We start from the raw sequence: 21613 nt of genomic DNA on the forward strand, positions 1-21613 counted from the left end.
GAACTGCCCCTGTTATCGATATCGGCTCGATACGGCGGTCAGCCGGATGAGGCGATAAGAAAGCGCTGACTGGCGCCTCTTATCAGTGTAGGAGATCTGCACAAAATTTTTCCAGCACTCTGTACGACATCCGCGATAAACGGAGGAAAATTCATGTTGATCCTGTTCGCAAAGACCGCAGGCTGCCACAACATCCTTTAACAAATTTCGCTATACTCAAGCGTATCCCGCATGTATCAGAACTTACGCGAAAAGGAGTATTCATCATGGCTTACAAACATATTCTGATTGCTGTTGACCTGTCGCCTGAGAGTAAACTGCTGGTTGATAAAGCAGTATCGATGGCTCGCCCTTATGATGCAAAAGTCTCATTGATCCACGTTGATGTGAATTATTCCGACCTCTACACCGGTCTGATCGACGTTAATCTGGGTGATATGCAGAAACGGATTTCGGAAGAAACCCACACCGCGCTGACCGAGCTGTCTAACAGTGCCGGTTATCCGATTGCTGAAACCCTTAGCGGCAGCGGCGATCTCGGCCAGGTGCTGGTTGATGCGATTAAGCAGTATCAGGTGGATTTAGTGGTCTGTGGCCACCATCAGGACTTCTGGAGCAAACTGATGTCTTCCGCCCGCCAGCTGATCAATACCGTGCACATTGATATGCTGATTGTGCCGCTGAACGACGAAGACGAAGACTAAGCTCGTTGTCTTGCACAGGCCGGGTTCGCCCGGCCTTTTTATTGCCGCCGTGCTTCAATCCAGTCCTGGACTTCCACCACGAACGTCTGCGGCGCCTTGCGATACATCTTCAGCGCTAAATCCAGAATAGAGTGCTGCGCCAGCGACTCTTCCATGCGCTGTTGCGCCATGTCCATCACCGAACGCACCCCACAAATTCCTGAACAGGCCCACTCCGGCGGGGCTTCATCAAAAATCACCGTGCGCTGGCGGATCTCACGGCAGGTAAACACCTGTTTTTCGCCGTCAATGGCGTTCACCACGTCGAGCAGCGTAATGTTGGCGGCAGGCAGCGCCAGCTGAAAACCGCCGCCCTTGCCTTCGCTGCTGCGCACCAGCCCCGCTTTTGACAGGCGGGTAAAGATCTTGGCCAGATAGTCGTAGGGCACATTTTGCAGATCGGCAATCTCCCGCACGCTCATTTCACGCGCGTCCCCGCTGCTATCAACCATAAACATCAGGCTGTGAATGCCGTACTCAACGCCAGAACTATAGAAAGCCATGTACTTATCTCAACCCTGTTAACTCGCGCTAGTGTAGCGTTTTCAGCGCCACCTTGCGCACAAATCACCTTTGCTTCTTCAAACTCCGACAAATATAATCCTAGTTAATAACCGTAACAAGAGTGACAGTAAAATGCGTAAACAGATTCTGATCGTCGGTGCAGGTTTCTCGGGTATGTGGTCAGCGCTGAGCGCCGCACGGCTGGCAGAGGGCAATGCCGATATCGACATCACCGTGATCGCCCCACAGCCGGAGCTGCGCGTGCGCCCGCGTTTTTATGAAAGCGCCGTGCGTTCGCTGGTTACCCCTTTGCAGCCGCTGTTCGACGTCACCGGGGTGAATTTCCTGCGCGGCACGGTCAGCCAGATCGATGCGGCGGCTCGCCGGGTAAGCTGGCGTGACGAATCCGGCATGACGCAGCAGCAGCGCTATGACCGCCTGATTCTGGCCAGCGGCAGCCACGTTAATCGTTCACAGGTAGAGGGTGTGGCAGAGCACGCGTTTGACCTCGACCAACTGGAGAGCGCCGAAGTCCTGGAGCAGCACCTTAACGGCCTGGCTCAGCGTCCGGATAGCCCAACACGCAACACCGTGGTGGTCTGCGGCGGTGGCTTTACCGGTATTGAGATGGCGACCGAACTTCCGGCACGCCTGCGGGAGATCCTTGGTGCCCAGGCAAAAACCCGCGTGGTGGTCATTGAACGCGGCCCTCAGCCAGCCGCGCGATTCAGCGAGGAGCTACGCAATGTGATTATCGAGGCTTCCACCGAGCTGGGCGTGGAGTGGAAGGTCAATGCGGAAGTGGAGCAGGTGACGGCGGAGGGCGTGACGCTGAAAGACGGGCAGACAATTGCCGCGCAGACCGTTATCTGGACCGTTGGCGTACAGGCCAACGATCTGACGGCGCAGATTGACGCACCGCGCGATCGCCAGGGCCGCCTGCATGTTAACACCCAGCTACAGGTCATCGGTCATGAAGAGATTTATGCCACCGGCGACGTGGCCTATGCCGCCACCGACGACAGCGGCAACCACGCGCTGATGACCTGCCAGCACGCGATTCAGCTTGGTAAATTTGCCGGTAATAACGCCGCGGCGAGCCTGCTGGATATCGCGCCGCTGCCTTATCGTCAGGAAAACTACGTCACCTGCCTCGATCTGGGTGCGTGGGGCGCGGTCTATAGCGAAGGCTGGGATCAGCAGGTTAAGCTGACGCGGTCGGAAGCGAAAAAGCTGAAAGTGTCGATCGTCAGCGAACTGATCTACCCACCGGCAGCGGATAAGGCCACCGCGTTCAGGATCGCCGACCCGCTCGCGCCGTTTGTGTGATCGCAGCCTAACCCGCACGGGCTAAAGGCAAAAAAAGCACAGCCCGGGTGCTAATCCCCAGGCTGTGCCCAACATTACGACCGCGCCGTTACGCTGTTAACGGCGCATAAATATCAAAGCGATGGCCTTTGGTTATCACCGCGTTCGGCGTGGCCACATCGGCCAGCGGCGGCGCATAGTCCGGGCGCTTTACGACAACGCGTTTGGTCGCCAGCTGACGCGCAGGTTGCAGCAGCCCGTCGGCATCGAGGTCCGGCCCGACCAGCGACTGAAACACCCGCATCTCTTTCTTCACCAGCGCACTTTTCTGTTTGTGTGGAAACATCGGATCAAGGTACACCACCTGCGGGCGCGGCGTGATATCCGTCAGCGCCGTCAGGCTGGAGGCGTGCAGCAGCGTCAGCCGCTCGCGCAGCCACGGGCCAATCTCCGCATCGGCATAGCCGCGCGCCAGGCCGTCATCCAGCAGTGCCGCCACCACCGGATTACGCTCCAGCATTCTCACGCGACAGCCCACGGATGCCAGCACAAACGCATCGCGCCCCAGCCCCGCAGTGGCATCAACCACTTCCGGCAGATAGCCGCTTTTAATGCCGACGGCTTTTGCCACCGCCTCACCGCGCCCGCCGCCGAACTTGCGGCGATGTGCCATCGCACCGCCGACGAAATCCACGAAAATGCCACCGAGCTTTGGCTCGTCGCGCTTGCGCAGTTCAAGGTGCGTGGCGGTCATCACCAGCGCCATTAACGCACTGTCGTCATGCGTCAACTGCCAGCGGTCGGCCAGAATAGATAAGGCACCGTCTCCGGTGCCCGTTTCATCCAGTAAACAGATGTTCAAAACCGCTTATCCCTTGATGCCGTAGTGTTTCAGCATCGCATCCAGCTGCGGTTCGCGGCCACGGAAGCGTTTGAACAGCTCCATTGGCTCTTCGGAACCGCCGCGCGTCAGGATGTTATCGAGGAATGACTGCCCGGTTTCGCGGTTGAAGATCCCTTCCTGTTCAAAGCGCGAGTACGCATCCGCGGCCAGCACATCCGCCCACAGATAGCTGTAGTAGCCTGCGGCATAGCCACCGGCAAAGACGTGGCTGAAGGCGTGCGGGAAGCGGCCCCACGATGGACCCGGCACTACGGCAACCAGCGCTTTCACTTCTTTCAGCGTTTCCAGGATCTGTGCGCCTTTCGCCGGGTCGAACTCGGTATGCAGGCGGAAGTCAAACAGGCCGAACTCCAGCTGGCGCAGGATAAACAGCGCGGCCTGGTAGTTTTTCGCGGCCAGCATTTTTTCCAGCAGTTCCTGCGGCAGCGGCTCACCGGTTTCATAATGACCGGAGATAAACGCCAGCGCTTCCGGCTCCCAGCACCAGTTTTCCATAAACTGGCTCGGCAGCTCGACCGCATCCCACGGCACACCGCTGATGCCGGATACGCCCGGGGTTTCAATGCGGGTCAGCATATGGTGCAGGCCGTGACCGAACTCATGGAACAGGGTGGTCACTTCGTTGTGGGTAAACAGCGCAGGCTTGCCGCCGAGCGGGCGGTTGAAGTTACAGGTCAGATAGGCCACCGGCTTTTGCAGGCTGCCGTCGGCTTTGCGCATCTGGCCAACGCAGTCATCCATCCAGGCACCGCCGCGCTTGTGCTCGCGTGCGTAAAGGTCCAGATAGAAGCTGCCGCGCAGCTCGCCGCTTTCGTCAAACAGGTCGAAGAAACGCACGTCGGGGTGATACACATCGACATCGTTGCGTTCGCTGGCGGTGATGCCGTAAATGCGTTTCACCACTTCAAACAGGCCGCTCAGCGCACGCTGCTCCGGGAAGTACGGGCGCAGCTGCTCGTCGCTGATCGAGTACAGGTGCTGTTTCTGCTTTTCACCGTAGTAAGTCAGATCCCACGGCTGCAGCTCGTCCACGCCGAACTCTTTTTTCGCAAAAGCGCGCAGCTCGGCCAGCTCCTGCTCCGCCTGCGGACGCGCACGTTTCGCCAGATCGGTCAGGAAGTCGATTACCTGCGCCGGGCTTTCCGCCATCTTGGTCGCCAGTGATTTATGCGCGAAGGAGTCAAAGCCCAGCAGCTGGGCCAGCTCGTGGCGCAGGGCCAGCTCTTCGGCCATCACTTCGCTGTTGTCCCACTTCCCGGCGTTTGGACCCTGGTCAGACGCACGAGTCGAGTAGGCGCGGTACAGTTCTTCACGCAGCGCCTGGTTGTCGCAGTAGGTCATCACCGGCAGATAGCTTGGGATGTCCAGGGTCAGCAACCAGCCCTGCTGCTCTTTCGCTTCCGCCTGCGCTTTCGCGGCAGCCAGCGCGCTTTCCGGCATTCCGGACAGTTCGCTTTCATCGCTAATCAGCTTGCTCCAGCCCATGGTCGCATCCAGCACGTTGTTGCTGTAGGTCGACCCCAGCTCGGAGAGGCGTGCGGCGATTTCACCGTAGCGCTGCTGCTTCTCTTTCGACAGACCGATACCGGACAGTTCGAAATCACGCAGCGCGTTATCGACGGCTTTTTTCTGTGCCAGATCGAGTGCGGCGTAGTGGCTGCCCTCTTTCAGATCGCGATATGACTGATAAAGCCCTTCATGCTGGCCCGCCCAGGTGCTGTATTCCGACAGCAGCGGCAGGGTTTGTTCGTAGGCCTGGCGCAGCTCCGGGCTGTTTTTTACCGAATTCAGGTGGCTGACCGGGGAGAACAGGCGGCTTAAACGATCGTCGACTTCTGCCAGCGGCTGCACCAGGTTATCCCAGCTGTAAGGCGCACCCTGGGCAACAGCTTTCTCAACCGCCGCACGGCAATCATCCAGTGCCTGGGTCACGGCGGGAACCACATGTTCAGGCTTGATGGCGGAAAACGGAGGAAGAGTAAACGAAGAAAGTAACGGGTTGGTCATAGCGCAGTAGTCCTTTAATCGGTGTAAGGAGCGCGTTTTTACGCACGATTTCTTTAACATGAGGCTAAGTGTAGCGAAAATCAATGGTTGCCAGCGTAACATCTCCCCTTCATCAGCTATCGGAGCAGCTTCTCACCGCACGTTCGGCTTTGCTGGTGCCGGTGCGGCATTGCATACTCTTTCGCTTTGTTACGCTGTATTACTCATTTAAACAGGGAGTGAAATGATGTGGTTTTTGCTGGCGCTGTCTTTGCTGTTCTTGTCATTTAGTCTGCGCAGCTCACTGGTATTGTTATTTATTGCTCTGGCAATGGCGATTATCGATCAAACGCTGCTGCCACCGGGCATTATTGCGCTTGGCATTATGTTCTGCATCGCCATTTGCTGGGGATATCGCCAGCGGCAAACGCCGTTTGCGCTACCGGGCGAGATCCTGCTGGTCGCCGGCGCAATCGCGCTGGGGCTGCATATGATTCCGGGTTTTAATAATCAAATCGCGGCTTCAGGCGTGCAGGCCGGGCCGCAAAGCCTGCCGTTCACGTTTTACTTTAATCTCGATAAGGCGTTGATCCCGTTCCTGCTGCTGGGCTGCATGCCAACGCTGATCGCACGTCCGTCACAGCAGCCGCAGAATCCGCTGTGGTGGCTGGTACTGCTGCTGTCTATGCCTCTGCTGCTGTTAGTAGCGACCGTTATCGGCGCGCTGCGGGTGGAGCCCCATATTCCAGCCTGGATTGGCTCGTTTATGCTCGCCAACCTGTTTTTCGTCTGCCTGGCGGAGGAAGCCCTGTTCCGTGGCTATATTCAGCAGCGCCTGAGCCCGCTGCTGGGCGACAAGCGCGCGCTGTTGATTGCCTCGGTATTATTTGGCCTGGCGCACTTTTCTGGTGGACTGATGCTGGTATTTTTCGCCACGCTGACGGGCGTGATTTACGGTCTGGCCTGGCTGTGGAGCGGACGTCTTTGGGTGGCTACGCTGGTGCATTTTTCCTTTAATATGCTGCACCTGCTGTTCTTCACCTATCCTGTATGGCAACGCCTGCCGACCTGATATAATCGGCGCAATTCGTTCTCATGCTTTTTCCTGCATCCGTTGCTGTGCGCCGTTCTGTAGGGTAATCCGTGGGGTAATAATTGTAGAAAATTGATTCACCATCAATTAAAGCCGCATAAAATCAACAGGATAAATAATGCTCAGCTATCGCCACAGTTTTCACGCCGGCAACCACGCCGATGTACTTAAGCACACCGTACAAAGCCTGATTATCAGTTCGCTGAACGAGAAAGATAAACCCTATCTTTACCTCGACACCCACGCGGGCGCCGGTCGGTATCTGTTGAGCGGTGAGCATGCGGAGCGTACCGGCGAATATCTGGAAGGTATCGCACGTATCTGGCAGCAGGACGATCTCCCTGCCGAGCTTGAGCCGTATATTAAAGCGGTCAAGGATCTGAACCCTAACGGCAAGCTGCGCTACTACCCGGGTTCGCCGCTGATTGCGCGCTACCTGCTGCGTGAATACGACAAGCTACAGCTGACCGAACTGCACTCCAGCGATTTCCCGCTGCTGCGCGGTGAGTTCCTGAAAGACAGCCGCGCGCGCACCGATCGTGCCGATGGCTATCAGCAGCTGAAAGCCAAGCTGCCGCCGCTGTCCCGCCGTGGTTTTGTGCTGATCGACCCGCCTTACGAGCTGAAAAGCGACTATCAGGCCGTCGTGAAGGGCATTGAAGAGGGCTATAAGCGCTTTAGTACCGGCGTTTACGCGCTGTGGTATCCGGTGGTGCTGCGTCAGCAGATTAAGCGCATGTGTAAAGATCTGGAAGCTACCGGCATTCGCCGTATTCTGCAGATCGAGCTGGGCGTGCGCCCGGACAGCGACCGTTTCGGCATGACGGCGTCGGGGATGATTGTGGTTAACCCGCCGTGGAAGCTGGAGCAGCAGATGAAGAATGTGCTGCCGTGGCTGGAAAAAGTGCTGGTGCCGTCCGGGACCGGGCATTCTAAGGTTGAGTGGATCGTTCCGGAGTAATTTCTGCGGATTCGCTGCGTGGGTCGTGCGGGGAGTTCGGTATTTACTGCGGGTGGCTGCGTGAATCGTGCGGGAGCACGGCCTCTGCGGCGGCGTCGGGCGGTCCTCGCGCCGCGCTTTGCGCGGTGTCTTCGGCTCCGGCATCTGGCCGACGGACCGTTTGAGAGCGGGCTTCCTGCCCGCGCTCAAACTGACGCCAGCGTCCCTGCTGTCGTCTCCTGGCCAGCTGCCTCCACCTCAGCGCTGCGGATTGCCACTTTGCCGCCGCAGAGGCCGTACTCCTTCAGTTCTCGTGCTCGCTTTTCGTTAAGCCCAGGGGCGATCTGCGTTCGATAAATCGGCTTTACTTTCCCAACGATCAAACTGTGCGCAGGTAAAAGCACAGCATCGACATCGCCCGTTTCGCTCGCATCGTGCTGATGCAGCACACCAATGCTTTCAGATCTGAAGACAGCTCCGGGATCACAGCGCTGACGGGGCGTGGCCACGGCTGGCAATTCGCAGCGCTGAGCGGAGAGAGGAAGCCAGGATGTGCCCGCAGGACGCGGGCACAAGGCTCGGCCGGCACAGGGACGTGACGTCCGAGCCGGTCCGACAGGCTGACGAACGAAGCGAAGGCACCACGCAACGCGTGGCGCGAGGGCCGCCAGACGTGGCCACGCCCCGTCAGCGCGGGCACCAGAGCATCAGACTGCACAGCCCCCTTACAACGCAGGCACCCTGCTCCCTGACAACACAACCCCGATCTGTCAGACAACAAACACCGCAAAATCATGCGCCATCTCCGTCGCCGGAAACACCGCCCGACACTCATCCAACAGCCGCTCACAGTCCTGGCGTAAATAGCGCGAACTGAGATGGGTGATAATCAGCCGCTTCGCCCCGCTCTCCTTCGCCACCCTGGCCGCCTGAACCGTCGAGGAATGACCGCGACCGTTGGCTTTTTCTTCCATCGCCACTTCCAGCGTCGCCTCATGCACCATCAAATCAACACCCGCCGCCAGATCGTTTGCCGCCGCGGTGGGCGCCGTATCGCCAAAGATCGCCAGGCTGCGCCCTTTGATTGTGCTGCCAACATAATCCCAGCCATTCACCACCCGACCATCATCGAGCGTTACGCTGCGCCCCTGCTTTAAATCGTAATAGTAAGGGCCGGGCAGATAGCCGTCCGCTTTCAGCCGTTCCGCATCCAGCGCGCCGGGTTTGTCATGCTCATCAATCCGGTAGCCGTAACACTCCACCGGATGCGTCAGCGGAAACGCGGTAACGCGAAACTGCTCGTCGTTACACACCTCTCCGGCGGTAATCTCGACAATCTCCAGCGGGAAGGTGAGCCACGACCCGCTCAACTGCAGCGAGGTTTCCACAAAGGTCTTAATCCCCACCGGGCCGTATAGCGTTAACGGCTCGGTAGCACCGTTCATCGACCGGCTGGTCAGCAACCCCGGCAGGCCGAAAATATGGTCGCCGTGCAGATGCGTAATAAAGATTTTCTCAATTTTCCCCGGCTTAATCGGCGTACGCAGGATCTGATGCTGGGTCCCTTCTCCGCAGTCAAACAGCCAGCTGCCGCGATTGTATTCACTCAGGTTCAGCGAAATGCTGGTAACATTTCGCTCGCGGCTCGGGGTACCTGCACCGGTACCTAAAAACTGTAATTCCATACGCTTTCTACTCCGTCATAGCGTTGTTTCCTGCGGCGAACAGGAGAAAAGGGGGCGAGTTTAGCACTGGTTATCCCCGTGCAGCTGCTCCCAGCTCAGATCGAAACGGGCCAGATACTTACGCAGGCGGTCGGCATCGTTGGGCTGCTTTTTCTGCTGGCGGGATACGGCAAACAGCCTGCGCCCGGCATCGGATAGCGACGCTGACGTGCGGCAAATCGCCAGTACGCTTTCCAGCTGGGTATGATCAAAGAGATCCAGCTCAACCATCCCCTCCGGCAAACTGCCGCCCTCTAACTGATACCAACTGCGGCGCAGTCGGGCAATCTCCTCTTCCACCTGATCGATACCGATACGCCCTTCATCCGCCAGCGTCGCCATCCGCGTTACAGAAGCGCTTAACTCGCGAAAATTTCCCGGCCAGCGGGCTTCAGGCGAACAGGCAAACTGCAAAAAACGCTGCCTCGCTGGCGGCTCAAACCGCACCTGTGACTGGCTGTCACCAGCATAGCGCAGCAGTTCATATTCCAGATTAGGCTCGATGTCTTCACGCCGCTGCGCCAGACCCGGCAGCGTAAAGGTCCACATATTGATACGCGCGAAGAGATCTTCGCGGAAGCGCCCTTCCGCCACCCGCTGCCGCAGGTCGCGATGCGTACCGGCGATCAGCTGAAAATCGCTGCTCACCTCTTTATCACTGCCGAAAGGCAAAAAACGCTTTTCTTCAATCGCCTTCAGCAGCATCGCCTGCTCATCCAGCCCCAGCTCGGCGATTTCATCAAGGAACAACATGCCACCGTCCGCTTCACGCAGCAGGCCGTTTCGCGCCTGCTGCGCGCCGGTGAAGGCACCTTTCACATGGCCGAACAGCGTCGACATGGCATTATCACCGCGCAGGGTAGCGCAGTTAACGGCGACCAGCCTGCCCTTGACCCGATGCCGTGACTGGCGCAGCTGCCAGATGCGCTCGGCCAGAAACGATTTGCCCGCCCCGGTGGGGCCGGTAAGCAGAATGGGAGCCGTGGAACGCAGCGCCACCCGTTCAATCTGTTCGATAAGCGCGTTGAAGGTGGTGTTTCGCGTGGCAATACCGCCCTTCAACAGCGAAACCGATGCGGCCTGTTCGCGCATGAAGCGGCTGGTCAGCGTGGCATAACGGCGCAGATCCAGATCGATAATCGAATAAGCCCCTGCCGTTTTCGCCTCACCCTCGTTCTGGCCCGGTCCGGTTTGCAGCAGGCGGGCGGGCAGATAGCGCGCTTCCGTGAGCAGGAACCAGCAGATCTGCACCACGTGCGTCCCGGTCGTAATGTGGACCAGATACTCTTCATTTTCCGTATCAAACGTATAGCGGCTGGCAAACTCAAGCAGTGCGCCGTAAACCTCTTCAAAATCCCAGGGATCGCGGAGCACGATTTCGTTGAGCTGAACCTGCGTCGCCGGTGATACCTGCGCCACGTCTTCCACCACCTGCCCGGCCAGCTGCAGGCTGTTGTCGCCGTGCAGCAGCTCCAGTCGGTCAATGGCAAAACCCGGCTGCATGCAAAGTCCGACGGTGGGCCGCCATTTGTTCCAGCGGTTATGGCGTTTCCCGCGTTTATCCAGCGTGGTGCCCAGCATGCCAATCACAACCCGGCGCTTCATGTTTATCCTTAAATATAAAAAGCGAGATAAAAAGATAATAATCTAACTTGCGGCACCAATATCGATCATCAAAAATATTTTTTAAAAACCATATTATTCATAAAGTTAAATATAAATTCACGGCTTAAACCCGCAATGGCACGCTTCTGGCAATAGTGGTTCGTCACCCACGTTAAGCAAAAGGAATAACAGATGGCAAATGAATGGCAGCAGTTGCAGAACCCCGACGGCGCTGCGGTAAAAATGTGGACACACGGCGTACCCGTCGATCCGAAAGCGCAGCAGCAGCTGCTGAATACCGCCAAAATGCCGTTTATCTTTAAACATCTGGCAGTAATGCCGGACGTTCACGTCGGAAAAGGCTCCACGATTGGCAGCGTGATACCGACCAAAGGGGCGATTATCCCGGCAGCGGTCGGCGTGGATATTGGCTGCGGCATGATTGCCGTGCGCACCTCGTTAACGGCCGCCGATCTGCCGGATAATCTGCTCGGCATTCGCAGCGCAATTGAACGGGCGGTGCCTCACGGCCGCAGCAGCGGACGGTCGGGCCGGGATCGCGGGGCGTGGCAGAATCCACCGGGCGTGGTTGATAACCACTGGCAGGCGCTGGAACAGGGCTTCAAACGTATTACGGATAAGTACCCTGCACTGCTGAAAACCAATAACTACCAGCATCTCGGCACGCTCGGTACCGGTAATCACTTTATCGAACTTTGCCTGGATGAAGCCGAGCGGGTATGGGTGATGCTGCACAGCGGGTCGCGCGGCGTTGGCAATGCTATCGGCAACCTGTTTATTACTCTGGCCCAGCAGGATATGCGCCAGCACATCGCCAACCTGCCGGACCGCGATCTGGCCTATTTTGCCGAAGGCAGCGCGCATTTTGATGACTATCTGCAGGCGGTAGAATGGGCACAGGACTACGCCCGCCACAACCGCATGGTGATGATGCAGCAGACGCTGGCGGCGCTGGCGCAGGCGGTAACCAAACCGTTTATCTCCGAGGAACAGGCGGTTAACTGCCACCACAACTATGTGCAGCGCGAACAGCATTTCGGCGAAGAGGTGCTGATCACGCGTAAAGGTGCGGTTTCCGCGCGCAAAGGCGAAATGGGGATTATTCCCGGCTCGATGGGGGCGAAAAGCTTTATCGTGCGCGGGCTGGGCAATGAAGAGAGCTTCTGCTCTTGCAGCCACGGTGCCGGGCGCGTGATGAGCCGTACCGAGGCGAAAAGCCGTTTCACCGTAGCCGACCAGCAGCGCGCAACGGCTCACGTTGAGTGCCGTAAAGACAGCAACGTCATCGATGAAATCCCGATGGCCTACAAAGATATCGACGCGGTTATGGCCGCCCAGGCCTCGCTGGTAGAAATTGTCCACACCCTGCGCCAGGTGGTGTGCGTAAAAGGATAAGGAGTGAATGATGGAACAGACGATAAGCCGCGAAATGCGCAGCAGAATATTGGCAACGCTGGAAGAAACGGAAGCAAAGCACGGGGTGCGTATCCTGTACGCCTGCGAATCGGGCAGCCGCGGCTGGGGTTTTGCCTCACCGGACAGCGATTATGATGTGCGCTTCATCTATGTACATCAGCCGGAATGGTATCTGCGGGTCATGCCGCCGCGCGATGTGATCGAAATGCCGATAGATGACGAGCTGGATGTGTGCGGCTGGGAGTTACGTAAAACGCTTGGCCTGATGCAGGCCGCTAACCCCACGCTGATGGAGTGGCTGGACTCGCCGATCGTTTATCGCCAGCATACCGAAAGCAGCAGTGCGCTACAGGCGCTGGCCCGCGACTATTGTAGCGATCGACGTGCGCGCTACCATTACCTGTCGATGGCGAGAAAAAATTTTCGCGGCTATCTGCAAGGGGAGCAGATACGACTCAAGAAATATTTCTACGTGCTGCGTCCACTGCTCGCCGTGATGTGGATCGAAGCCGGTCTGGGAACCCCACCTATGCGGTTCGACAAACTGGTCGCAGGCACGGTGACCGAGCCGAAACTGCTGGCCGAGATTGAGTCGCTGCTGGTGATGAAACGCAGCGCGAATGAGGCGGAATATGGCCCGCGCCGCCCTTACCTGCACGCCTTTATCCGCAGCCAGCTGGAGCAGCAGGATCGCCCACCGCTGGCCGACAGTGAAAGGCGCGATGCGACAAAGCTGGATCGGTTCCTGCGCGATACAGTCATGGCCCAGAGGTGAAATGGCAGAGGCATCGTTCGGCTCGGTGCCTCCGCCCTATCGCAATCATAGACGCAATCTTTGCGGCATTTGGCCGAGTGGCGTTACACTTATGCCCAGAAAAATAACTCACTTACTGAACTGGAAGATTCGATGACCAAACATTATGACTATCTCGCCATCGGCGGCGGCAGCGGCGGTATCGCCTCCATCAACCGTGCGGCCATGTACGGACAGAAATGTGCGCTGATCGAAGCGAAAGATCTTGGCGGCACCTGCGTGAACGTGGGCTGCGTACCGAAGAAAGTAATGTGGCATGCCGCTCAGATTGCCGAAGCCATCTATCAGTACGGACCGGACTACGGCTTCGACACCACCGTTAACCAGCATAACTGGGACGTGCTGTTGAAGAACCGCAGCGCCTACATCGATCGTATCCACACCTCATACGATAACGTGCTGGGTAAAAACAACGTCGATGTGATCAAAGGCTTTGCGCGTTTTGTTGATGCGCACACCGTGGAAGTGAACGGCGAAAAGATTACCGCTGACCATATTCTGATTGCTACCGGCGGTCGCCCGGTTCAGCCGAACATTCCGGGTGCCGAGTACGGCATCAACTCCGACGGCTTCTTTGAGTTACAGGCTCTGCCGAAACGCACCGCCGTCGTCGGCGCAGGCTATATTGCGGTTGAAATTGCCGGCGTGCTGAACGCGCTGGGTTCTGAAACCCACCTGTTCGTTCGTAAGCACGCGCCGCTGCGCACCTTCGATCCGCTGATCGTCGATACGCTGCTGGAAGTGATCAACACCGAAGGCCCGACGCTGCACACCGAATCGATTCCAAAAGCGGTGGTAAAGAATGCCGATGGCAGCCTGACCCTGCAGCTGGAAAACGGTAAAGAGCAGACCGTTGACTGCCTGATCTGGGCGATTGGCCGCGAGCCGATGACCGACAACCTGAACCTGGACGTGACCGGCGTTGCGCTGAACGACAAAGGCTATATCAACGTTGATAAGTTCCAGAATACCAACGTGAAAGGCATCTACGCGGTGGGCGATAACACCGGTGCGGTAGAGCTGACTCCGGTGGCGGTTGCCGCCGGTCGTCGCCTGTCCGAGCGCCTGTTCAACAACAAACCGAACGAGTATCTGGACTACAGCAACGTGCCAACCGTCGTGTTCAGCCACCCGCCGATCGGCACCGTGGGCCTGACCGAGCCGGAAGCGCGCGAGAAGTTTGGCGATGACCAGGTCAAAGTGTACAAATCGGCCTTCACCGCGATGTACACCGCCGTCACTCAGCACCGCCAGCCCTGCCGGATGAAGCTGGTCTGCGTCGGTGCCGATGAGAAGATTGTCGGCATTCACGGCATCGGCTACGGCATGGATGAAATGTTACAGGGCTTTGCGGTAGCGCTGAAAATGGGTGCCACCAAGAAAGACTTCGATAACACCGTTGCGATCCACCCGACCGGCGCGGAAGAATTTGTGACTATGCGTTAAGCACTGTTCTGATTATAAAAAAACACCTGCAGGTCGTTCTGCAGGTGTTTCTTAGCGGGTTTGAAATTAACAGTATAGAATCCATAACCCATTGATTGTTAACCATTAACAAGGCGAAAGTTTAAGAAAACGGCCATTCAAAGAAGGATAAAAACACGGAAATAAAAATATCTCCTTATTACACATTATCATGATTCTAAAATTAAACTTCCCTGATGCATGACGCTGAAAGATTAAAATAAATTTAAAATAATTGTTATACTCAACCCGCCAGAACAGTAACACACTTCACCAAAAAAGATAATCTGTACAAAGGGTCAGTCATTCGACTGTACTTTCTACCTGTACCCGTGAAAAATGATGAATAACGAGAATAAAAATAATCACAAGTAAAAAATCCTTATTATATAATAGCGTTCATAAACCTCTTGCTATCAAGGCTAAAAATACCCGATGAAAAGCGATAAAGACATTGAGTTATTTATAAAAAATTATGTTGAAGATGCATTGGGTGATTTTAGTGAGTTGACGTGGGCATATGTTGTTCTGTCAAAGAGTAATATGTCATTAAATTTTTACGTGACAAACTATCCGGACGAATGGGTTATGCTTTATAAGGAAAAAAGATTATACTTCACCGATCCGGTTGTTATCACTGCACGCACCAGATTAACGCCTTTTGAGTGGGATAAAAGTCTGATAATTAACTCCGGATATCATTACACCGGGTTGTTTGATCAGGCTGAAGAATTTGACTTGATTAAAGGAAATACTTTTGTTGTTCATGACTTTAATAATAACCTCGCGACGTTAACTTTCATTACCAGTCGGGGAAGTAAACCTGAGGTAGTTGATAAATTAACTCTAAAAAGGGGAGATATTTCATTACTTCTCGCATCCATACATGAAACATATCTTGCTCTTACTTATCCGCCAACGGAAAACATGAATAAAATAGATAAGAAAACCATTTTCACGAAGAGAGAAAATGAAGTTCTTTACTGGTACAGCATGGGTAAAACCTATCAGGAAACCAGTATTATTCTTGGGATCAAATTACGCACGGTAAAATTTCACATGTCGAACATTGTCAAAAAAATGGGTGTAACAAATGCACGACATGCCGTACGTTTTGGGATAGAGCATGGCTTGATAAAGCCCGAAATATAAAAATCAGTGGCAGCAACACTTGATCACCGCTATTGGAGCTAAAAACTCCGCAGGGGTTCATCCTGCCCCGACCTGGCATGGCTGCGCTATGTTGCACTATGCTGCAATGCCAGAATCAGTGAGGCATTATCTCTGAAAAAGATATTTACTGCCCGTAATACGCATTCGCCCCGTGCTTACGCAGGAAGTGTTTATCCAACAGCGTCTGCTGCATACTGTCAACGCCGGGCTGTAGCTGACGGGTGAACAGATTCATATAGGCGATCTCTTCCAGCACTACGGCATTATGCACGGCGTTATCCGCATCGGTGCCCCAGGCAAAGGGACCGTGGCCGTTGACCAGCACCGCAGGGATATCCTTCGCGCCAATCCCCTGCTGATTCACCGTTTCCACAATGACATTCCCGGTTTCGTGCTCATACTGACCGTTAATTTCCTCATCGCGCATCAGCCGGGTGCAGGGGATCGTGCCATAGAAATAATCGGCGTGAGTGGTGCCCAGCGCCTTCAGCGGCTGACCGGCCTGCGCCCAAATCGTCGCGTGGCGCGAGTGGGTGTGCACCACGCCACCGATATGTTCAAAGGCACGATACAGCACCAGATGCGTCGCGGTATCGGAAGACGGTTTTTTATCCCCCTCCACCACTTTACCGGTTTGCAGATCGACCACCACCATATCCTCCGGCTGCATATCTTTATAATCCACGCCGGAAGGCTTAATCACCACCAGACCGCGTTCACGATCGATTCCGCTGACGTTTCCCCAGGTAAAGGTAACCAGCTTGTGGGTGGGTAATAATAGGTTTGCTTCAAATACCTGTTGTTTTAATTTCTGCAGCATAGTTAAACCTCACGTAATAAATAATTTATTTGCAGATAACAACCAAGGCTCTGCAAATATCTATTTCATCAATTAATAAGGGAGTAGATGGGTTATTACGTTACGTCTAATACTTTGCTGCGAAAAGCCTGCGAGAATGGTAAAAGTCGCCAAACAAATACAAACGGTCGCATTCGGTCATAAATGGGCATTTATAACTTGACCGTTTATGTTGATTTAAAGCTGTTGATGATTTTTTATCTGCAATAACGCCCGTTTTTACGTGATAAAAATCACATTAAAATGCACAAGAAACATCTCAACCATCACTTAATAGTGATCTTTATCACATTAAGGCATATGGAAAAACTAGCTAACGGGTTTCTTGAAATCAGTCACTTTAAAAAAAACTGAAAAGTATGAATATTAGGCCATGTGGTAAGCAATGGGATCGGGCTATTTATGTTACAGGCTGAGCGTTACAAGATGATTTGTAGCTATGTGCAACAAAATGGCTCCGCGCTGGTTGCTGAACTGTCGACTATGTGCAGCGTTTCGCAGGAAACCATCCGCCGAGATTTAAATCTGCTGGAACGTAACAAGAAACTGATCCGTAGCTTTGGCGGCGCAGTGTCGCTTGATGACTATGACGACCGTACCCGCCCCGTGCAGGACGCTTTCTACAAAGCGGATACTATCGATCGGGCAGAATCGTTACGTAAAAGAACGGAAGAGCATCCCGACGTTAAAATGAAGCTGGCCAAGGCGGCGCTGCAGTTTATTCAGCCCGGCGACTGCATCCTGCTGGATAACAGCAGCACCTGCTGGTTCCTGGCACGGCAGATCCCGGATATTGATATCACCGTCGTAACCAACTCGGTCAAAATCATCCAGGCGCTGGCCTGCCGCGATAAGGTGCGTATCATCGGCTGCGGCGGTGAATACTCGGAGCGCCACGACGATTTCCACGGCCCGGTGGCAGAAAGCGCGATTCGTAACTTTCAGATCAATACCTTCTTTTTCTCCTGCCAGGGGCTGAATCTGGAAAACGGCATTCGTGACGGTAGTGAAATTAACGCCCGCTTAAAGCAGGTAATGCTACAGGTTTCCGGCAAGAAAATTCTGCTGGCCGATTCCAGCAAGTTCGATCAGTTCGCGTTTTGTAAGATTTGCATGCTCGATGACATTGATATTTTAATCACCAATAAAGTGGCTGAAGAAAGAAACTGGGGAGACAGCCCTGAATTTAGTGTGATTGAAGTCGACAAGTAATTTGTTAGCGAAAATAAAATCCGTCCGTTCTGGCGCAATCAGCCAGAACGATTTTATTACCGTCAACACCAGTGAAAGCTGCAATAAATAACCGGAACCGAAATACACCATCACCATTGTTTTATTCAATGGCTAAAGCGGATTAATGCATCCTTTGCATTAGCCGTTGCCGCTCATTTGATTTAGCAACGCACGGTGTAATGGCGAAGGGGATACAAACCGAATAATGCACTATTCGGCAACCATGATAACTAAAATAACCTTCTGAGGATCTAATAATGAAAAAATTACTCTTACCCTGTGTAATCGCCTCACTGATCGCTTCATTTTCCACCCTGGCTGATGACGCAGCGGTCCCTCAAAAAGCCAACAAGCCTTTTACCATGGGCGTGGTGGTGAAAGTGGGGGGAATTCCCTGGTTTAACGTGATGGAACAGGGGATTAAAGAAGAAGGTAAAGCCCTGGGCGTGAACGCCTGGCAGGTGGGGCCAACCACCGCCGACCCGGCCGAGCAGGTCCGCGCCATTGAAGATTTGATCGCCAAGAAAGTGGATGTCATTGGTGTAGTACCAAACGATGCCAAAGTGCTGGAGCCGGTACTGAAACGCGCGCAGGAAGCAGGCATCAAGGTGATTACCCACGAATCACCGGCACAGGCCAATGCGGACTGGGACTTTGAACTGCTCGATACCCAAACTATGGGCGCTAACCATATGAAAGATATGGCCGCCTGCATGGGTGAAGAAGGCAAATATGCCATGTTCGTGGGTAGCCTGACCGTTCCGCTGGTAAACGACTGGGCCAACGCGGCCATCGCCTATCAGAAAGAACACTACCCGAAAATGCAGCTGGTTGAAGACCGTTTTGGCGTCGCCGAATCGGTAGATGACTCCATGCGCACCGCCAATGACCTGATGTCCAAACATAAAGATCTGAAAGGCATTATGTCCTTCGGCTCGCAGGGCCCAATCGGCGCAGGCCGCGCGATCGACAAACGTAAGAAAAACAATGATATCTGCGTCTTTGGTACGTTTACCCCGGGCCAGGGCATCAAGCTGCTGGAAAAAGGCGCGATCGATGGCGGCTATATCTCTAACCCGATGACCGCTGGCAAGGTCTTTGTGCAGGTGGCGACCGCGATGATGAACGGTGAACCGATCAAAGACGGCGTCAAACTGGGCGACATGGGCGAAATCAAAATCAAAGGCAACACCATCCTCAGCGATAACCCGGAAAAACTGGATGTGGAAAACACCAAACGTCTGGTGAAACTGGGCCTCTGACCCTGAGCCGTATCGCCGGAGCCATTGCGCTCCGGCTTTATTCACGTCTAACACCAGGGCAAGAACGATGCTTAATAATAACAATGTCGATAATGCCGCCGCGCTGATCACGCTGAACGCGCTGTCAAAAAGCTTTGGCGGCCATCAGACATTAAAAAACATCACGCTGACCTTAAACAAGGGCGAAGTCCACTGCCTGGCCGGGGCCAACGGCTGCGGTAAAAGTACGCTGATTAAAACCATCAGCGGCGTCTACGCGCCCGATGCCGGCAGTGAAATCATCATCGACGACAAAACCCATGCACGCCTGACGCCCGATCGCGCCAGGGCTTTAGGCATTCAGGTGATTTATCAGGACCTGTCGCTGTTCCCGAATCTGACCGTCGCCGAGAACATTGCCTTCGAATACAACCTTAAGGGCTATTTCGGCTGGTTTAAGCAGAAAAAACTGAAAGAAAAAGCACAGCAGATCCTCAGCGAGCTGGCGTTCAATATCGATCCGGACGCGCTGGTGCAGCATCTTCCCATAGCCCAACGCCAGCAGATCGCCATCTGCCGCGCGCTGGTTGCCGATGCCCGGCTGGTGATTATGGACGAGCCAACCGCTTCGCTGACGCGCACCGAAGTGAACCAGCTGCTGCGCACGGTGAACTACCTGCGGGATAAAAACATCACCGTGGTCTTCGTCAGCCACCGTCTGGATGAAGTGAAAGAGATTTCCGACCGTATCACCGTGATCCGCGACGGCGAGAAGATCGGCACCTGGGACGCCGCCGCGCTCTCTACCGGCAAAATCACCGAGCTGATGACCGGATTAGTCATTGAGCATCAGCAGAAGCTGCCGAACGCCGAGCTGGGTAAGGTGGTGCTGGAGCTGAATCACCTCAGTCGCAAAGGCCAGTTTGACGATATCTCACTTAAGCTGCATCGCGGCGAAGTACTGGGCCTGTGCGGCCTGCTGGGCTCCGGCCGCACCGAGCTGGCACTGAGCCTGTTTGGTATCACCCACCCCGATAGCGGCGAGATCCTGCTGGACGGTAAAAAGGTCCGGATCAAAGACAACACTCAGGCACGGGAAATGGGCATTGCCTATGTTTCAGAAGACCGCCTGACGCTGGGTGCCATTCTGCCGCAGTCGGTTGCCGACAACATGGTGATTTCCATTCTCGATGAGATCAAAACGCCGTGGCACATGATCGATGAACAGCGCAAAGACGCGCTGGTGCAGGAGTGGATCAAAGATCTGGATATCAAGGTGACCAACCCGGATAACCCGCTTTCAACCCTTTCCGGCGGCAACCAGCAAAAGGTGGTGCTGGCGAAATGGATACTCACCCGGCCAAAAGTGTTGATTCTTGATGCGCCCACCGTCGGCGTGGACATCGGTGCAAAAGACAGTATTTACAAGCTGATCCATCGCCTGTCCGGCGTCGGTATTTCGGTGCTGTTAATTACCGATGAAGCCCCGGAAGCCTATTACAACTGCGATCGCGTGCTGCATATGAAGCAGGGAAAAATCGTTAACGAGTTAATTCCTTCAACGCTGAGCGAACCTCAACTCGCGGAGGCCATCAATGGCTAACATTTTTAAAATGCCACGTTCGGTCGAAGGCTGGCTGGGCTGGGTTATCGCATTAATGCTGGTGCTGTTTTCCACCTTAAGCAGCGAGTTTTTGTCGATCCAGAACCTACTGGATTTGACCGAAAGCTATGCCGTAACCGGGATTTTCGCGCTGGGTTTATTTGTGGTGCTGGTGACCGGCGGTATTGATATTTCCTTCGCCGCCGTGGCTTCCGTCGCACAGTATTTTATTGCCTCGCTGTTGCTCAACGATGTGATTGCCAGCCCACTGCTGTGTATCGTGCTGGCGATTGTCTGCGGTGTGGTCTTCGGGCTGATTAACGCCGTGCTGATCTACTACCTCAATATCGTCTCGATCATTATCACCATCAGCATGCAGTCGCTGCTGTTCGGCATGCTGATGTGGATCACCAACGGCCACAGCATTTACGACCTGCCCGACTGGTGGATAAACCAGCGCACTATCCTGCCATTCGAATACGGCGGCGACAGCTATCAGGTTGGCCTGCCGGTGGTGGTGATGCTGGGCATGGCGCTGCTGACCTGGCTGCTGCTGAACAAAACCCATATCGGTAGGCAGCTCTACGCCGTCGGCGGCAGCAACGAATCCGCCCGTCGTATCGGCATCCGCGTCTCCGTTATCTATCTGTTTGCCTACGGCTATTTAGGCGCGGCGGCGGCGATTGGCGGCATGCTGCAGGCGTACCGCATGAGCGAAGTGGTGCCTAACGCGCTGGTCGGCGGCGAGCTGGATGTGCTGGCGGCGGCGGTGCTGGGCGGTGCCAGTCTCTCCGGCGGCAGAGGTTCGGTGATTGGCACGCTGATGGGCGTATTCCTGATCGGCATTCTGAAAAACGGCCTGAACCTGATCGGCGTTTCCAGCTATTTCGTCAACATCGTGATTGGCGTCGTTATCGTCGCCGCGATCTGCGTCACCCACTACAAGAAACGCAAAGAAACCGATGTCGGCTTCGTCTGACGG

Annotated in this window: 18 protein-coding genes; 12 read left to right on the plus strand and 6 right to left on the minus strand. The window is 55.0% G+C overall.

The annotated features are described in order from the left end of the window. The first annotated feature begins 266 nt into the window (after positions 1 to 266). On the plus strand, positions 267 to 704 hold the full coding sequence (uspA, locus tag IBT46_RS20575; RefSeq protein ID WP_105595727.1) for a universal stress protein UspA: 438 nt from the start codon (positions 267 to 269) through the stop codon (positions 702 to 704). Between the two features lie 38 nt (positions 705 to 742). Here uspA and IBT46_RS20580 read toward each other — a convergent pair whose 3' ends face one another. Next, on the minus strand, positions 743 to 1246 hold the full coding sequence (locus tag IBT46_RS20580) for an Rrf2 family transcriptional regulator (RefSeq protein WP_200547193.1): 504 nt from the start codon (positions 1244 to 1246) through the stop codon (positions 743 to 745). 133 nt (positions 1247 to 1379) lie between these two features. Here IBT46_RS20580 and IBT46_RS20585 point away from each other — a divergent pair, with 133 nt between their 5' ends. Continuing rightward, positions 1380 to 2576, plus strand: coding sequence for an NAD(P)/FAD-dependent oxidoreductase (locus tag IBT46_RS20585; protein WP_200547194.1), 1197 nt, complete (start codon positions 1380 to 1382; stop codon positions 2574 to 2576). An 88-nt stretch (positions 2577 to 2664) separates the two neighbouring features. Here the strand turns inward: IBT46_RS20585 and rsmJ are convergent, their stop codons facing one another. Continuing rightward, complete coding sequence (gene rsmJ / locus IBT46_RS20590) at positions 2665 to 3417, minus strand: 16S rRNA (guanine(1516)-N(2))-methyltransferase RsmJ (protein WP_200547195.1); 753 nt, start codon at positions 3415 to 3417, stop codon at positions 2665 to 2667. A gap of 6 nt (positions 3418 to 3423) precedes the next feature. Beyond that, positions 3424 to 5466 (minus strand): oligopeptidase A, encoded by a 2043-nt coding sequence (gene prlC, locus IBT46_RS20595; protein ID WP_200547196.1) that lies wholly within the window; start codon positions 5464 to 5466, stop codon positions 3424 to 3426. 226 nt (positions 5467 to 5692) lie between these two features. On the opposite strand from prlC, the gene IBT46_RS20600 reads away from it, so the two are divergent. Together IBT46_RS20600 and IBT46_RS20605 are read left to right on the plus strand one after the other, a co-directional pair. Beyond that, positions 5693 to 6517 carry a CPBP family intramembrane glutamic endopeptidase gene (locus IBT46_RS20600; RefSeq protein WP_200547233.1) on the plus strand — a complete coding sequence of 275 codons (825 nt, stop codon included), beginning with the start codon at positions 5693 to 5695 and terminating at the stop codon, positions 6515 to 6517. Between the two features lie 139 nt (positions 6518 to 6656). Next, positions 6657 to 7499 (plus strand): 23S rRNA (adenine(2030)-N(6))-methyltransferase RlmJ, encoded by an 843-nt coding sequence (locus IBT46_RS20605; RefSeq protein WP_200547197.1) that lies wholly within the window; start codon positions 6657 to 6659, stop codon positions 7497 to 7499. Between the two features lie 749 nt (positions 7500 to 8248). On the opposite strand, the gene rnz is transcribed toward IBT46_RS20605, so the two are convergent. Next, positions 8249 to 9163, minus strand: coding sequence for a ribonuclease Z (gene rnz, locus IBT46_RS20610; RefSeq protein ID WP_200547198.1), 915 nt, complete (start codon positions 9161 to 9163; stop codon positions 8249 to 8251). A gap of 60 nt (positions 9164 to 9223) precedes the next feature. Further along, positions 9224 to 10807: an RNA repair transcriptional activator RtcR gene (rtcR, locus tag IBT46_RS20615; protein WP_200547199.1), complete on the minus strand. Its 1584-nt coding sequence runs from the start codon at positions 10805 to 10807 to the stop codon at positions 9224 to 9226. 192 nt (positions 10808 to 10999) lie between these two features. Between rtcR and IBT46_RS20620 the strand changes: the two genes are divergently transcribed. The 4 genes from IBT46_RS20620 (at position 11000) to IBT46_RS20635 (ending at position 15674) form a co-directional block, all read left to right on the plus strand. After that, positions 11000 to 12223 (plus strand): RtcB family protein, encoded by a 1224-nt coding sequence (locus IBT46_RS20620; RefSeq protein ID WP_200547200.1) that lies wholly within the window; start codon positions 11000 to 11002, stop codon positions 12221 to 12223. A gap of 7 nt (positions 12224 to 12230) precedes the next feature. Further along, the gene (locus tag IBT46_RS20625; RefSeq protein WP_200547201.1) at positions 12231 to 13019 is read left to right on the plus strand and encodes a nucleotidyltransferase domain-containing protein; all 789 of its coding nucleotides are present in this window, start codon (positions 12231 to 12233) and stop codon (positions 13017 to 13019) included. A gap of 132 nt (positions 13020 to 13151) precedes the next feature. Next, positions 13152 to 14504, plus strand: a complete 1353-nt coding sequence (gorA, locus tag IBT46_RS20630; protein WP_200547202.1) for a glutathione-disulfide reductase — start codon at positions 13152 to 13154, stop codon at positions 14502 to 14504. Positions 14505 to 14957: 453 nt separating this feature from the next. Continuing rightward, on the plus strand, positions 14958 to 15674 hold the full coding sequence (locus IBT46_RS20635; protein WP_200547203.1) for a LuxR family transcriptional regulator: 717 nt from the start codon (positions 14958 to 14960) through the stop codon (positions 15672 to 15674). 145 nt (positions 15675 to 15819) lie between these two features. Here the strand turns inward: IBT46_RS20635 and araD are convergent, their stop codons facing one another. Then, positions 15820 to 16515: an L-ribulose-5-phosphate 4-epimerase gene (araD, locus tag IBT46_RS20640; RefSeq protein WP_200547204.1), complete on the minus strand. Its 696-nt coding sequence runs from the start codon at positions 16513 to 16515 to the stop codon at positions 15820 to 15822. A 441-nt stretch (positions 16516 to 16956) separates the two neighbouring features. Between araD and IBT46_RS20645 the strand changes: the two genes are divergently transcribed. The 4 genes from IBT46_RS20645 to IBT46_RS20660 all read left to right on the plus strand — a co-directional run bounded on the left by IBT46_RS20645 (position 16957) and on the right by IBT46_RS20660 (position 21610). Continuing rightward, positions 16957 to 17766, plus strand: coding sequence for a DeoR/GlpR family DNA-binding transcription regulator (locus IBT46_RS20645; protein ID WP_200547205.1), 810 nt, complete (start codon positions 16957 to 16959; stop codon positions 17764 to 17766). Positions 17767 to 18044: 278 nt separating this feature from the next. Then, positions 18045 to 19049, plus strand: coding sequence for a substrate-binding domain-containing protein (locus IBT46_RS20650; RefSeq protein WP_105595712.1), 1005 nt, complete (start codon positions 18045 to 18047; stop codon positions 19047 to 19049). A 67-nt stretch (positions 19050 to 19116) separates the two neighbouring features. After that, a complete protein-coding gene (locus IBT46_RS20655) occupies positions 19117 to 20631 on the plus strand; it encodes a sugar ABC transporter ATP-binding protein (protein ID WP_200547206.1) in 1515 nt (504 codons plus the stop codon). Next, entirely contained in the window at positions 20624 to 21610 is a 987-nt protein-coding gene (locus IBT46_RS20660; protein WP_200547207.1) for an ABC transporter permease, read from the plus strand. Before IBT46_RS20655 ends, IBT46_RS20660 begins: the two co-directional genes overlap by 8 nt. The last annotated feature ends 3 nt before the right edge of the window (positions 21611 to 21613 follow it).

Source organism: Erwinia sp. S38 (genome assembly GCF_016624545.1).
GTDB classification, from domain to species: Bacteria; Pseudomonadota; Gammaproteobacteria; order Enterobacterales; family Enterobacteriaceae; genus Erwinia; species Erwinia coffeiphila.

Bases quoted from the DNA above. Each gene is read 5' to 3' on its own strand.
- IBT46_RS20625 (WP_200547201.1), top strand. From the start codon at position 12,231: ATGATGGAACAGACGATAAGCCGCGAAATGCGCAGCAGAATATTGGCA.
- IBT46_RS20620 (WP_200547200.1), top strand. From the start codon at position 11,000: ATGGCAAATGAATGGCAGCAGTTGCAGAACCCCGACGGCGCTGCGGTA.
- IBT46_RS20600 (WP_200547233.1), top strand. From the start codon at position 5,693: ATGTGGTTTTTGCTGGCGCTGTCTTTGCTGTTCTTGTCATTTAGTCTG.
- IBT46_RS20650 (WP_105595712.1), top strand. From the start codon at position 18,045: ATGAAAAAATTACTCTTACCCTGTGTAATCGCCTCACTGATCGCTTCA.
- IBT46_RS20580 (WP_200547193.1), bottom strand. From the start codon at position 1,246: ATGGCTTTCTATAGTTCTGGCGTTGAGTACGGCATTCACAGCCTGATG.
- araD (WP_200547204.1), bottom strand. From the start codon at position 16,515: ATGCTGCAGAAATTAAAACAACAGGTATTTGAAGCAAACCTATTATTA.
- prlC (WP_200547196.1), bottom strand. From the start codon at position 5,466: ATGACCAACCCGTTACTTTCTTCGTTTACTCTTCCTCCGTTTTCCGCC.
- IBT46_RS20645 (WP_200547205.1), top strand. From the start codon at position 16,957: ATGTTACAGGCTGAGCGTTACAAGATGATTTGTAGCTATGTGCAACAA.
- IBT46_RS20605 (WP_200547197.1), top strand. From the start codon at position 6,657: ATGCTCAGCTATCGCCACAGTTTTCACGCCGGCAACCACGCCGATGTA.
- uspA (WP_105595727.1), top strand. From the start codon at position 267: ATGGCTTACAAACATATTCTGATTGCTGTTGACCTGTCGCCTGAGAGT.
- rnz (WP_200547198.1), bottom strand. From the start codon at position 9,163: ATGGAATTACAGTTTTTAGGTACCGGTGCAGGTACCCCGAGCCGCGAG.
- rtcR (WP_200547199.1), bottom strand. From the start codon at position 10,807: ATGAAGCGCCGGGTTGTGATTGGCATGCTGGGCACCACGCTGGATAAA.
- IBT46_RS20655 (WP_200547206.1), top strand. From the start codon at position 19,117: ATGCTTAATAATAACAATGTCGATAATGCCGCCGCGCTGATCACGCTG.
- IBT46_RS20635 (WP_200547203.1), top strand. From the start codon at position 14,958: ATGAAAAGCGATAAAGACATTGAGTTATTTATAAAAAATTATGTTGAA.
- gorA (WP_200547202.1), top strand. From the start codon at position 13,152: ATGACCAAACATTATGACTATCTCGCCATCGGCGGCGGCAGCGGCGGT.
- IBT46_RS20660 (WP_200547207.1), top strand. From the start codon at position 20,624: ATGGCTAACATTTTTAAAATGCCACGTTCGGTCGAAGGCTGGCTGGGC.
- IBT46_RS20585 (WP_200547194.1), top strand. From the start codon at position 1,380: ATGCGTAAACAGATTCTGATCGTCGGTGCAGGTTTCTCGGGTATGTGG.